The 12,521-nt window shown below is 67.7% G+C and carries 14 protein-coding genes; 5 read left to right on the forward strand and 9 right to left on the reverse strand.

Going from position 1 to position 12,521, the window contains the following annotated elements; genetic code table 11:
* Positions 1 to 15: 15 nt before the first annotated feature.
* Together EV650_RS34865 and EV650_RS34870 are read right to left on the reverse strand one after the other, a co-directional pair.
* The gene (locus EV650_RS34865) at positions 16 to 315 is read right to left on the reverse strand and encodes a helix-turn-helix domain-containing protein (RefSeq protein ID WP_238174672.1); all 300 of its coding nucleotides are present in this window, start codon (positions 313 to 315) and stop codon (positions 16 to 18) included.
* 199 nt (positions 316 to 514) lie between these two features.
* On the reverse strand, positions 515 to 1,213 hold the full coding sequence (locus EV650_RS34870) for a DUF1707 SHOCT-like domain-containing protein (RefSeq protein ID WP_134123410.1): 699 nt from the start codon (positions 1,211 to 1,213) through the stop codon (positions 515 to 517).
* A 91-nt stretch (positions 1,214 to 1,304) separates the two neighbouring features.
* Here EV650_RS34870 and EV650_RS34875 point away from each other — a divergent pair, with 91 nt between their 5' ends.
* Together EV650_RS34875 and EV650_RS34880 are read left to right on the forward strand one after the other, a co-directional pair.
* Positions 1,305 to 1,649, forward strand: a complete 345-nt coding sequence (locus tag EV650_RS34875) for a hypothetical protein (protein ID WP_134123411.1) — start codon at positions 1,305 to 1,307, stop codon at positions 1,647 to 1,649.
* A gap of 40 nt (positions 1,650 to 1,689) precedes the next feature.
* Positions 1,690 to 3,357, forward strand: a complete 1,668-nt coding sequence (locus EV650_RS34880; protein ID WP_134123412.1) for a fumarate hydratase — start codon at positions 1,690 to 1,692, stop codon at positions 3,355 to 3,357.
* 3 nt (positions 3,358 to 3,360) lie between these two features.
* Here EV650_RS34880 and EV650_RS40540 read toward each other — a convergent pair whose 3' ends face one another.
* The 6 genes from EV650_RS40540 to phoH2 form a co-directional block, all read right to left on the reverse strand.
* Positions 3,361 to 3,519, reverse strand: coding sequence for a hypothetical protein (locus EV650_RS40540; protein ID WP_166678381.1), 159 nt, complete (start codon positions 3,517 to 3,519; stop codon positions 3,361 to 3,363).
* Between the two features lie 55 nt (positions 3,520 to 3,574).
* The gene (locus tag EV650_RS34885; RefSeq protein WP_238174673.1) at positions 3,575 to 4,240 is read right to left on the reverse strand and encodes a ribonuclease FAU-1 family protein; all 666 of its coding nucleotides are present in this window, start codon (positions 4,238 to 4,240) and stop codon (positions 3,575 to 3,577) included.
* Positions 4,237 to 5,640, reverse strand: a complete 1,404-nt coding sequence (locus EV650_RS34890; RefSeq protein WP_134123413.1) for a class II fumarate hydratase — start codon at positions 5,638 to 5,640, stop codon at positions 4,237 to 4,239. Before EV650_RS34890 ends, EV650_RS34885 begins: the two co-directional genes overlap by 4 nt.
* 72 nt (positions 5,641 to 5,712) lie before the next feature.
* The gene (locus tag EV650_RS34895) at positions 5,713 to 6,348 is read right to left on the reverse strand and encodes a spermine/spermidine synthase domain-containing protein (protein WP_202875192.1); all 636 of its coding nucleotides are present in this window, start codon (positions 6,346 to 6,348) and stop codon (positions 5,713 to 5,715) included.
* A 32-nt stretch (positions 6,349 to 6,380) separates the two neighbouring features.
* Entirely contained in the window at positions 6,381 to 7,070 is a 690-nt protein-coding gene (locus EV650_RS34900; protein WP_134123414.1) for an aggregation-promoting factor C-terminal-like domain-containing protein, read from the reverse strand.
* A gap of 171 nt (positions 7,071 to 7,241) precedes the next feature.
* Complete coding sequence (phoH2, locus tag EV650_RS34905) at positions 7,242 to 8,573, reverse strand: RNA 5'-3' helicase PhoH2 (RefSeq protein ID WP_134123415.1); 1,332 nt, start codon at positions 8,571 to 8,573, stop codon at positions 7,242 to 7,244.
* Between the two features lie 403 nt (positions 8,574 to 8,976).
* On the opposite strand from phoH2, the gene EV650_RS34910 reads away from it, so the two are divergent.
* Positions 8,977 to 10,110, forward strand: coding sequence for an NYN domain-containing protein (locus tag EV650_RS34910; protein ID WP_134123416.1), 1,134 nt, complete (start codon positions 8,977 to 8,979; stop codon positions 10,108 to 10,110).
* On the opposite strand, the gene EV650_RS34915 is transcribed toward EV650_RS34910, so the two are convergent.
* Positions 10,004 to 10,783 carry an isoprenyl transferase gene (locus EV650_RS34915; RefSeq protein ID WP_134123417.1) on the reverse strand — a complete coding sequence of 260 codons (780 nt, stop codon included), beginning with the start codon at positions 10,781 to 10,783 and terminating at the stop codon, positions 10,004 to 10,006. The genes EV650_RS34910 and EV650_RS34915 overlap by 107 nt on opposite strands.
* A gap of 262 nt (positions 10,784 to 11,045) precedes the next feature.
* Between EV650_RS34915 and trhA the strand changes: the two genes are divergently transcribed.
* Positions 11,046 to 11,741 (forward strand): PAQR family membrane homeostasis protein TrhA, encoded by a 696-nt coding sequence (gene trhA / locus EV650_RS34920; RefSeq protein ID WP_134123418.1) that lies wholly within the window; start codon positions 11,046 to 11,048, stop codon positions 11,739 to 11,741.
* 392 nt (positions 11,742 to 12,133) lie between these two features.
* Positions 12,134 to 12,391 carry a hypothetical protein gene (locus EV650_RS40545; RefSeq protein ID WP_166678382.1) on the forward strand — a complete coding sequence of 86 codons (258 nt, stop codon included), beginning with the start codon at positions 12,134 to 12,136 and terminating at the stop codon, positions 12,389 to 12,391.
* The last annotated feature ends 130 nt before the right edge of the window (positions 12,392 to 12,521 follow it).

Below are 12,521 nucleotides of genomic sequence, written 5' to 3' on the forward strand. Positions count from 1 at the left end.
CTCGGCGGCGAAGGCTTAGGCCGCAGGCGAGCTCTCGTCGAAGCGGACGACGAGTTGGGCGTGGAACGCGTGCGCGATCCGCTCCAGGAGAGCGAGGGTCGGCACGGTCCCGCCGGCCTCGAAGCGTGCGAGGGCCGACTGAGTCATCCCGGCCGCCTCGGCCAGCCCGGTCTGCGTCCAGCCGCGCTGCTCACGCATCGCCCGCACGGTTGCCCCGAGCTCGAACGCGCGGCGGGTCGCGTCGTACGCGTCCACGGCGCCCGGCTCAGCCATCCGGCGCTCCCGCAGACCATCCCATCCAGTCCGGCCAGTCACCTCAGTCCTCCTCCGTCGCCGAGACCACGTGCGCATCCTCCACACACTTCCGGTACGCCCGTCACGTCGTGTCTCAGGCGGTCTGCTTCGTGTACGGCTCGGTGAACTACTCGCCGAGCGCCGCCGGATGGTCCGGGTGGAAAACACGAACCTGGGGAGGATCCTGTACCCGGGTCGGGTGGTTATCCTCCCCAGCCCGTCAGGTGAGGCCGAGGCGTTTGCTGAGGCGGGGGCCTCGTTTGATTTTGATTTCGCCGAGGATGGCGGTGCCGCGGATGTGGAAGCGTTTCGGGGCGGTGGGCTGGGCGTTGGGGTCAGGGACGGCTTTGAGGCCGGATTCCTGTTCGGAGACGGAGCCGAGGATGGGGTTGCTGTCGAGCAGGACGATCGCGTTCGCGGGGACGCGGATCTTCACGTCGGCGAGGATCGACTTCACGTCGACCTGGATGTCGTCGTACGGGATCTGCGCCTCGGTGTAGTCCAGCGTGACGTCGCCGAGGACCGCGTTGACCTCCTGGCGCTGCGGGACCAGCCAGTTGCCCATCCGCTTGGTCTCGGACATGAACACGTTGAGCACAGGCCCGGTCTCGACCATCGCGCCGCTGTACTGCGGACTCACCGAAGGCACCCCGGAAGCGCCCGGTGCGCGCGGACCGTTCGGCAGGTCGGCGGTCAATTCGACGAGCTCGCCGTACGTCTTGGAGCCGTAGAGCGACTCGAGTCGCTCCTCCAGTTCGCCGTACGACAACCGCCCTTCGCCGGCGGACTCACGCAGTACGTCGGCGACCTCCTCCCGCTCGAGGTCGGACACCCGCCGCCGCATCGCCGGATCTGTCGGCGCCTGCGCGGGCACGGCATCCTGCGGTCGGTTCTCCTGGGGAACGTCATCCTGAGCCACGGCAAAACCATACGCGCGCCCACCCCCACTCGCAGACCCGTTTCCTCCCCGATTCACCCCTGATCCCACCCCTGAGCCGCATACTGACGGCATGAACTGGGGCGGGGTACGCAACGGACGACTTCTGGCCGGCCTGTATCTGGCGGCGTTCGCTGCGATCGCCACCGGGCTCGTGTGGATCCTGATCCTGCAATTGACCGGGAGCGACGCGACCATCGTCGCCGCGACGATCCTGTTCGTCGCCGGCGGGCTCACGATCGGCGCGTTGGCCTTCGGGCTCCGGAACCACGCGCCCGAGTCGAAGAACCGGCTGACGAAGAACGCGACCGGCTACCAGCGGAACTACAACCGGCTCGCGCTGGGAATGGAGCTCCCAGGGGCGTGGCGGATCGTGACGGGCCGGGGTGCGGGCGCGGGAGCCGAGCGGGCGAATTAGGCTGGGACGACTCAGACCATTCGTCCTGGAGGTATGCCCGGTGTCTGCCGACTTCAACTACTCCGATCTGTTGCCGTTGGGTGTTGACGAGACGGAGTACCGGCTGCTGACGACGGAAGGTGTCAGCACGTTCACGGCGGGCGACCGGACGTTTCTGCAGGTGCAGCCAGAGGTGCTGCAGGCGCTGACCGCGGAGGCGATGCACGACATCTCGCACTACCTGCGGACCGCGCACCTCGCCCAGCTGCGGCGGATCATCGACGATCCGGAGGCGTCCGGTAACGACCGGTTCGTCGCGCTCGACCTGCTGAAGAACGCGAACATCTCAGCCGGCGGCGTACTGCCGATGTGCCAGGACACCGGCACCGCGATCGTGATGGGCAAGAAGTCCGAGGGCGTGCTGACAGGCGCGGTCGACGAGGAGTGGATCAGCCGCGGCGTGTACGACGCCTACACCAAGCTGAATCTCCGCTACTCGCAGATGGCCCCGCTGAACATGTGGGACGAGAAGAACACCGGCTCCAACCTCCCGGCCCAGGTCGAGCTCTACTCGACTCCAGCCGGCAGCGGCGATCCGGCGTACAAGTTCCTGTTCATGGCCAAGGGCGGCGGCTCGGCGAACAAGTCGTTCCTCTACCAGGAGACGAAGGCGGTCCTGAACCCGCCGCGGATGATGGAGTTCCTGGACGAGAAGATCCGCTCCCTGGGTACGGCGGCCTGCCCGCCGTACCACCTTGCCGTCGTGGTCGGTGGTACGTCGGCCGAGTTCGCCTTGAAGACCGCGAAGTACGCCTCGGCGCACTACCTCGACTCGCTGCCGACGACGGGATCGCCGGTGGGGCACGGGTTCCGGGACGTGGAGCTCGAGGAGGAGGTCTTCAAGCTGACTCAGGAGTTCGGGATCGGGGCGCAGTTCGGCGGGAAGTACTTCTGCCACGACGTCCGCGTGATCCGGTTGCCGCGGCACGGCGCGTCCTGCCCGGTCGCGATCGCGGTGTCGTGCTCGGCGGACCGGCAGGCGCTGGCGAAGATCACGCCGGAGGGTGTGTTCCTCGAGCAGCTCGAACGCGACCCGGCCCGCTTCCTGCCGGACACCACCGACGAGCACCTCGACGACGCGGCCGACGTCGTACGCATCGATCTGAACCGGCCGATGAGCGAGATCCGCGCCGAGCTGTCCAAGCTGCCGGTGAAGACGCGGATCTCACTGAGCGGGCCGCTCGTGGTGGCGCGGGACATCGCGCACGCGAAGATCAAGGAGCGGCTGGACGCTGGTGAGGCGATGCCGCAGTACTTACGCGATCACGCGGTGTACTACGCCGGGCCGGCGAAGACGCCTGAGGGTTATGCGTCCGGTTCGTTCGGGCCGACGACGGCGGGGCGGATGGACGCGTACGTCGACCAGTTCCAGGCGGCCGGTGGGTCGTTCGTGATGCTTGCCAAGGGCAATCGGTCGGCGAAGGTGACGGCGGCGTGCAAGGAGCACGGCGGGTTCTACCTCGGCTCGATCGGCGGACCGGCGGCGCGGCTGGCGCAGGACTGCATCAAGTCTGTGGACGTGCTGGAGTACGCCGAGCTCGGTATGGAAGCCGTGTGGAAGATCCAGGTCGAGGACTTCCCCGCCTTCATCGTCGTAGACGACAAGGGCAACGACTTCTTCACCGACACCAGGAAGCCCGTCCCGCTGACGGTCCGCCCCCGCAGCTGACTCTCACCCGGCCTTGGCTTCGACGGCTTCGGGGAGTTTGAGCATCAGTGTCTTTGCGGCCTGGACGAGATCGGCTTCGTTGTGGCCGAAGGCCTGGAGGTAGCTCCTGAGGGCGGATCGCAGTAACTGGAGCTCCTCGTCCTGCAACTCGATGGTGTACATACTTCCAAGGTAAGTCCGAACCCGGTGGAAAGATCCGCCCGTGACCCACCCGTTGTCAGCTGTGCAGTTCCTCGGCGATCAGCGTGGGCTGGTGGGTCGTGGGCGCGGCCGGTAGGCGCCAGTCCGGCGGGGGTGTCCAGTGCTGCCAGCCGTCGGAGAACGGGGACGTCCAGGCCTCGATCTCGCGGACCGCGGCGTGGGCGTCGGCGATGATCGCCTCTGCCTCGGCCGGGGTGAAGCGGCCGGCGGTGACGGCGCCTTCCAGTTCGTCCTCGTCCTTCCACTCGATCGTCCGGTCGGCCTTGATCCACAGGTCCAGAACGCGGTCGACAGTGCTGGTACGCCGGGATGCCCAGTCGCGGACGTGTTCCCGCTCGAGGTTCACGTACCACCCGTGGAACGTCCCGTCGGCGCCCCAGAAATGCCAGACCGACCAGGGCTTCCCCGGCGGTGACACCTTGAGGATTCCGGTGCCGTGCCAGGTGTCGAGCTTCAGCACGCGGTCCGCGGTGAACATCCCGACCGGACCGGCATGCCGCGTCTCCCGCCCGTCTTCGAGCACCGGTTTGAGCAACGGCGTACCACCAGCGAGCCAGGCGACCAGTCCGTCCGCGTCGTCACGCACGACTGTCATCGGCCGCACGTTCGGCTTGTCCGCGTGCTTGCCTGTCCCCTCGTACACCCACTCGATCGTCGTGCCCGGCTGCCAGTACTCCGTCACGACTCGGCCGGCCGGGTCATCGAGAGTACGTCGAGGGCCGCGTCCAACTGCTCCTCGGTGAGATCTCCCTTCTCGACGTGACCGTTCTCGATGACGACCTCGCGGATCGTTTTCCCTTGTTTCAAAGCACTCTTGGCCACAGTGGCCGCGTTCTCGTACCCGATGTAGCGGTTCAGCGGAGTGACGATCGACGGCGACGACTCGGCCAGCGCGCGGGCGTGCTCGACGTGCGCGGTGACGCCGTCGACGCAGCGGTCCGCGAGCAACCGTGAGCTGTTTGCCAGCAGCGTGATGGACTCGAGCAGGTTGCGCGCGATCACTGGCAGCATCACGTTCAGCTCGAAGTTGCCGCCGGCACCGGCCACCGTGATCGTGGTGTCGTTGCCGATCACCTGGGCGGCGACCATCAGCGTCGCCTCACAGATCACCGGATTCACCTTGCCCGGCATGATGCTCGACCCGGGCTGCAAGTCCGGCAACGCGATCTCGCCCAGCCCGGCTCGCGGCCCGGAACCCATCCAGCGCAGGTCGTTGCAGATCTTCGTCAGGCTGACGGCGACCGTCTTCAACTGCCCGGACAGCTCGACCAGCCCATCCCGGGCACCCTGCGCCTCGAAGTGGTCCTCGGCCTCGGTCAACTCCAGACCGGTCCGACGGTTCAGCTCGGTGATCACCGCGGCCGCGAACCCGGGCGGCGTGTTGATCCCGGTCCCGACCGCCGTCCCGCCCAGCGGGAGCTCGGCGACCCGTGGCAGCGTCGCCCGCACCCGGGCCGCGCCCCGGCGGATCTGCTGCGCATACCCATTGAACTCCTGGCCGAGCGTCACTGGCGTTGCATCCATCAGGTGCGTCCGCCCGGACTTCACCACCTCGGCGAACTCAGATCCCTTACGAGACAGGGAATCCACGAGATGCTCCAGCGCCGGCAACAGCTCCTGCACGACACCTGCCGTGGCGGCGACGTGGATCGCCGACGGGAACGTGTCGTTGCTGGACTGGGATGCGTTCACATGGTCGTTCGGGTGCACGTCCGCACCGAGCGACCGGGTGGCGAGCGTGGCCAGGACCTCGTTGACGTTCATGTTGGTCGACGTACCCGAGCCGGTCTGGAAGACGTCGATCGGGAACTCCGCGTCGAACTCCCCCGCCGTCACCTGGTCCGCGGCGGCAACGATCGCGGCCGACCGGTCCGCGTCGAGCACGCCGAGCGAGGCGTTCACCACGGCGGCCGAGGCCTTGATCTGCGCGAGCGCGTGCACGAGCTCGGGCGCGAGTGGCCGCCCGGAGATCGGGAAGTTCTCCACCGCACGCTGCGTCTGCGCCCGCCACAACGCGTCCCGAGGCACCTTGACCTCGCCCATCGTGTCGTGCTCGATCCTGAATTCCACGTCATCACCCATACCTGCAGAGTACGTCGATCGGCCCTGCCGAAACGCCCCGATCCGCAAGCTGTGGACAACGCCACAGAGGGACTACGAGCCACCCTGATAAACGTAGTACGTCTCGTCCCGGCCCTGCAGCCGCACGGGAACGGGCGTGACCTTGCAGGCGCCGAACACGCTCGCCATGGCGGCCTCCAACGCAGCGGACGCCGACGACGACCAGACCGTGAGTACGCCGCCGTCCCGCAACTTGGACCGGCAGACGGCCAGGAACGACGACGAGTAGATCGCCGAATTCTCGTTGTAAACAAGGAAGTCCGGCCCGTTGTCCACATCCAGCAGAATCGCGTCGACCGATGCGTCCGGCAACTCCGTGACCACTGCGCGGACGTCACCGACCACCACACTGACGCGGCGGTCGTCGAGGACCGATGGGATCAGGCCCGAGCCCATCCAGGACACGAGGTCCGGTTCGATCTCGGCGACGACAACCTCACCGAGCCGGGAGTCCGCGAGGAGCGCGCGGACCGTGTACCCGAGTCCGAGCCCACCCACGACCACCCGGTCAGGACGCCGTACCGCCTCCAGCGCAGCCGAAGCCAGCAGCTCCTCGCTCGACGTCTCCTGATCGTCCATCACGAACACGCCGTTCACCCGCAACTCCAGCGCCCCGTCCTCGCGACGCCGCAGTACCAACTCCCCGCGCTCACTCGCTGCCCGCGCCACCTCACCGACAGGACGGTCAGCGGCGGGAGGGGTCAGTACCAGCCCTTTGACTGGGAGTGGCCCCAGGCCGAGCAGGGGGAGCCGTAGGTGGCTTCGATGTAGTCGAGGCCCCATTTGATCTGGGTGACCGCGTTGGTGCGCCAGTCCTTGCCGTACGCCGCCATCCGGTTGCCCGGGAGGGCCTGCGGGATGCCGTACGCCGTCGACGTCGGGTTGTCGGCGTCGGTACGCCAGCGGGACTCCTTGTTCCAGAGCTTCTCCAGGCAGCTGAACTGGCTCTGGCTCCAGCCGTGGTCGGGGAGGAGGTTCATCGCGACCTCCTTCGGCGTGCCCTCGTACTTCTTCCGCTCGGCGTCGCGGCTGGCCCGCTCCTCCTGGACCGAGCGGTCGGCCTCCTGGAGCGCCCGGTAGCGCGCGAGCATGGCGTTCTTGGCCTTCATCTTGACGGTGGCCGCATCCTGGGCCGCGGTGATCAACTCGACCTGGTTACGCATCTGGATGGCCTGCTGGGCCTCGTCGACGGCGGACGGCGACTTGGGCGTCGGCGTGGCGTCGTCGGCCAGGGCCTTGCCACTGTTCAGTACGGCCATCTCGGCTCGCCCTGAGACCTTCTCCGAGGCACTGCTAGTACCCGGTGAGCTGAAGAGGTCGATACCGGCGACAACGGAGACCACGGCGATCCCTGTTACTGCGAGAGCCGTGACGGAGCGCTTCGCTTTCATCTGTCCTTCCGAGAAGACCCGACCCCCGTCGGCTGCAACGAGAACATACTCTGGCGTAAACCGTCCGTGATCACAAGCAGGTCACAGACGAACGGCGCGGCCGCCGCGTGGCGACCGCACCGTTCTTACTCCCGCTTTACAGAAGTTATGACCCAATAACTCCAATGCTCCTTACAGCTGCAGGTCGTCCAGCATCTCGGTGACCAGCGCCGCGATCGGCGACCGCTCGGACCGGGTCAGCGTGACGTGCGCGAACAGCGGGTGTCCCTTCAGCTGCTCGACCACCGCCACCACACCGTCGTGCCGGCCGACCCGCAGGTTGTCCCGCTGGGCCACGTCGTGGGTGAGCACGACCCGCGAGTTCGCGCCGACTCGGGACAGCACCGTCAGCAGCACGTTCCGCTCCAGCGACTGGGCCTCGTCCACGATCACGAACGCGTCGTGCAGCGACCGGCCGCGGATGTGGGTCAGCGGCAGTACTTCGAGCATGCCGCGGTCCATCACCTCGTCGATCACGTCACCGCTGGTCAGCGCGCCGAGCGTGTCGTAGACGGCCTGCGCCCACGGCCCCATCTTCTCGGCCTCGCTGCCCGGCAGGTACCCGAGCTCCTGCCCGCCGACCGCGAACAGCGGACGGAAGACGATCACCTTCTTGTGCTGCCGGCGTTCCATCACCGACTCCAGCCCGGCGCACAGTGCGAGCGCGGACTTACCCGTACCGGCCCGGCCGCCGAGCGAGATGATCCCGACGTCGGGGTCCAGCAGCAGGTCGAGCGCGACCCGCTGCTCGGCGGACCGGCCTCTGATCCCGAACGCCTCCCGGTCGCCGCGGACCAGCCGGATCCGCTTGTCCGGCATCACCCGGCCGAGCGCGCTGCCCCGGTCGGACAGAAGCACCAGCCCGGTGTGGGTCGGGAACTCACCGGCCTGCGCCAGCTCCACCGCGCCGTTCTCGTACAGGTCGTCGACCACGTGGGTCTCGACCTCGAGCTCGGCCATCCCGGTCCAGCCCGACTCCAGGGTCAGCTCGGCCCGGTACTCCTCAGCCTGCAGGCCGCACGCCGACGCCTTGACGCGCATCGGCAGGTCCTTCGAGACCAGCGTGACATCCTTGCCCTCGGCCTTGAAGTTGCAGGCCACGGCCAGAATTCGGCTGTCGTTGTCGCCGAGCCGGAAACCGGCCGGCAACGTCTCCGGGTCGGTGTGGTTCAACTCGACCCGAAGGCTTCCACCCTTCTCCCCCACTGGCAGGGGCGCGTCCAATCGTCCGTGCAGTATCCGGAGCTCGTCGAGCAGTCGCAGCGCGGTGCGGGCGAAGTAGCCGAGTTCCGGGTGATGCCGTTTGGCCTCCAATTCGGTGACGACGACCACCGGGACGACGACCTCGTGCTCGTCGAACCGCAGCATCGCGTGCGGGTCCGAGAGGAGCACCGAGGTGTCCAGCACGAAAGTGCGCTGGTCCGGTGTGGATGAGGTACTTGACGCCTTGGCGTGGATGGCCATGTCGCACGTCCTCTTCTGGGCCGTGACGTACACCCTCGCCCCGGCCCGCCAGTGGTTAGGTGATGGGTCGGGTGCCGCCCTCGGGGTCTGGTGTTGACCCCTTCCGAGCCGCCGCAGAAGCGGCAACGGCGATCAGTGAGTCCGGGACCTCAGGTCTCGGGGACTCCGTTCGGCCCCTCATGGGGCAACCGGCTGGAACGAGATTCTCAAACTGATCGGGCCTCCCGTGACAGCCGGCTTCCCCTCCGACCGTCTCTGCCAGAGTAGGAGCCCGCCGCAAACGGCGCAGCCCGACACGCCCGGCCACGGGGTTAACAGGGCGTTACACCTTCAACCACCCGAGGGAGCACGATCACTCCGGCGAGTGATCCGGTACGGCGGTTCGCCCGGCGACGCTCGGTACATGAGGAAGAACTGGCCGTCGTGGACCGGGTACGCAACCGCGATCTGGTCCCTGCTGTACGGCGTACTGGGGCTCTACTGGACCCTCGGCGGCCCGGCGTACCCATTCGCGCACGTACCGAACGATCGCGCTACCGCGTCGATCCTGGAAGGTACGCCGGCGCACGTGGTCGCTCCGATCATGGCCATGCTCGGACTGGGCGGCGCCGTACTCGCCGTCGTGATGACCCGGATGCGGCCACGCGGCTGGGTCCTGCAGACGATCGCCGCCGTACTCGCGGTCTCCCTCGCACTGCTGATCCCTGACTACACGCTGATCGCGGTCGTCGCGCTGGCCCCGGCGATCCTGGTGTTCGCGTTCACCGGCGTACCGGGAGCGCAGGGTGGCGTCGGCGACATCCTGTATTGGCACCGGGTGAACCTGATCATCCTGTTCGTCGGCGGCCTGCTCTGGGCCGCAACAGCGATCGCGTACCACCGTCGCAGCCGGAGCGTCTGCGTGTCGTGCGGTCGGGGATCCTCAGAGCCGACTTCCCAGAGCCCGGCTGCCGCGCTGCGGTGGGGCAAGCGGGCGGTAGCCGTCGCGGTGGTGGCGAACCTTCCGTACGAGTTCACCCGAGTCGCCTGGTACTTCGGCTGGCCGGTCGGCATCAGCAAGGAGTTCCACCAGATGATGTCCGACACGCCCGGAATGCTCGAGATGGGCCTCGGTCTGGCCGTGCTGGGGATCGGTGGCGGCATCCTGACCCACGGCCTGGTGCACCGCTGGGGCGAGGTCTACCCGCGCTGGATCTGGTTCAAGGCCGGCAAACGCGTCCCACCGCTGCTGGCGATCATCCCGGCGTCGATCGTGGCCGTCGTACTCATCCCAGCCGGCCTCATGAACGGCCGCCTCCCCCTCCACGGCGACAACTGGGCCATCAACGCGCCTGGCTTCCTCTGGGTCGTCTGGGGAGCCGCCCTCGGCGCAGCGACGTACGCCTACTACCTACGCCGCCGTACGACGTGTGCCCGGTGCGGACGCGGGGTCACGTACCGAAGCGGCGCTCTCGCTGGGCGTAGCTCCGGATCGCGCGGAGGAAGTCGACGTGCCGGAAGTCCGGCCAAAGCGCTTCGCAGAAGTAGAACTCGCTGAGCGCGCTCTGCCAGAGCAGGAAGCCGCCGAGACGCTGCTCCCCCGACGTCCGGATGACCAGGTCCGGGTCGGGCTGGCCCTTGGTGTAGAGATGCCGGGCGATGTGCTCGACGTCGACCCGGTCGGCCAGTTCCTCGATCGAGATGCCTTGCGCGGCCTCCTCGAGGAGCAGCGAGCGGACGGCGTCGGCGAGCTCGCGGCGGCCGCCGTACCCGACGGCGACGTTGACCAGCATCCCGTCGACGTCGTGAGTGTCCGTCTCTGCAGCCTTCAGCGCCTCGGCCGTGCTCCCGGGCAGTAGGTCGAGCGCACCGACCGGGTGGATCCGCCAGCGGCCGATCGCGGTCAGCTCCTCGACGGTCTGCTCGATGATCCGCAGCAGCGGCTCGAGCTCCTCGGCCGGCCGGGTCAGGTTGTCGGTGGACAGCATCCAGACCGTGACGACCTTGACCCCGACGCCGTCGCACCAGTGCAGGAACTCGGTGATCTTGTTCGCGCCGGCCTCGTGGCCGCGCGAGACCGGGTCGCCGCCCTGCCGGGCCCAGCGCCGGTTGCCGTCGATGATGACGCCGATGTGCCGCGGGATCCGGTCCGGCGACAGCGATCGGGTCAGCCGTCGCTCGTACAGCGCATAGACCGCGTCGCGCAGCTTCTGCTTGCCAGGTGTCCGCATGGGCAGGTTGCTCTCCTCAAAGACTCTCGGTGACGAGGCTAGCCCAGAAACGCACGAGTGCGAGAGGCCTCGGAGTGCCTCACAGAAAGCTGCCAGAAAGGGCGAACTTTCCTCGCAGTTCGTGCATCGTAAACACGGGTGGTGGTGCGCCGACCGGGGGACGTCGCCTACATTTCATCCTTCTGGACCATATAAACCTACGGTTGCGTAGGTTACGGTTGCGTAGGTACGAACCGCCCGGCTACCCCTCGAAAGGACGGCGATGACCGCTACCAGCGCCCAGCCCCAGGAAGCCGGCCACGGCCTGTCCGGCCGACTCGGCCCGCTCAAGCCCAAGCTTCGCGGGTGGCTGCACGCCGGCACGTTCCCGTTCGCCACCGCCGCAGGCATCGTGCTGATCTGCCTGGCACCGCACGCCAACGCGCGCTGGGCGGCCGCGGTCTATACCGCCGGATCGATGCTGCTGTTCGGCATCTCCGCGCTGTACCACCGGTTCTACTGGGGACCGACCGGCGAGGCGATCCTGCGCCGGCTCGACCACAGCAACATCTTCCTGCTGATCGCCGGCACCTACACCCCACTGGGCATGGTGCTGCTGCACGGCAAGGACCGGGTGCTGATGCTCACCCTGGTCTGGGGCGGCGCGGTGGTCGGCATCTTGTTCCGGGTCTTCTGGCTGAGCGCACCGCGCTGGATCTACACCCCGATCTACCTGGCCCTCGGCTGGGTCGCCATCTTCTGGATGGGCGACATCTACCACGCCGGCGGCGCCGCCGTGGTCACCCTGATCGCAGTCGGCGGCGGACTGTACTCGATCGGCGCAGTCGTCTACGGCACCAAGCGTCCGAACCCGTCCCCCCGCTGGTTCGGCTTCCACGAAATCTTCCACGCCTTCACCGTGGCCGCCTTCATCTGCCACTACATAGCCGTAAGCATCGCAACCTACCGAGCCGGCTAACCCCCGCCGGACACGCCTCCGGCGCGGCTGTTTGTTGGCCGGCTTCGCCGGCGCACGGAGGGCCGCGGGGCGGGACGCACCCAGCCGACGGGCCGCGCCGACAAGGCGTCGCACCCAGGGCCGCTCACTCCTCCAGCAACTTTGTGCACCCACGGCGCATGCCAAGCACTCCGAAATACGCCACCGGTGCACAAGGTCCGCCACTCACTTTGCGGAGGAGCGTGGCGCCGCCCGCAATCGCGCGTGGCTCGGTCGAGGTGCCGGGCACGGCGGAGGCCGGCGTACGCGGGAAGTTCTAGCGGCTGTGGCTGAGTGCTGCCAGGAGGACAACGAGCGCGGCCCCGGTGCCTGCGAGAAATGCGGTGCGGGGAGGCGCCTTCAGTACTTCGTGATTGCCGTTGCTGCTCAACAGCGACCAGCGGGATCGAGCTGAGAGTGCTGAACCGAAGGACAGCACCGAGCCTGCCGAGAAGGCGGAGAGAGTCGATCCCACCGACGCGACCGACAGCGCAGAGCCGACCGATCCGATGCTGAGCACCGAGCCGGCCGATCCGATCGACAGGATCGATCCGCGGCTTGCGATCGAAAGAAACGAGTCTTCTGACCGCACCGACAATCCGCCCATGCTCGGCATTCTGACACGAGCCTGAGCCGACGCATATGTGCTGCACACCCGGACTGACATGGCGTCTTGTTGCGTCGTACGGCGGGGCGCCTCGAGGCCTCCAGATCGCGGCGACTTGGCCTATCGAGCGGCAACCCGCGGGGGTGCGATTGCGG

This window comes from Kribbella kalugense (genome assembly GCF_004365875.1).
Taxonomy (GTDB): domain Bacteria; phylum Actinomycetota; class Actinomycetes; order Propionibacteriales; family Kribbellaceae; genus Kribbella; species Kribbella kalugense.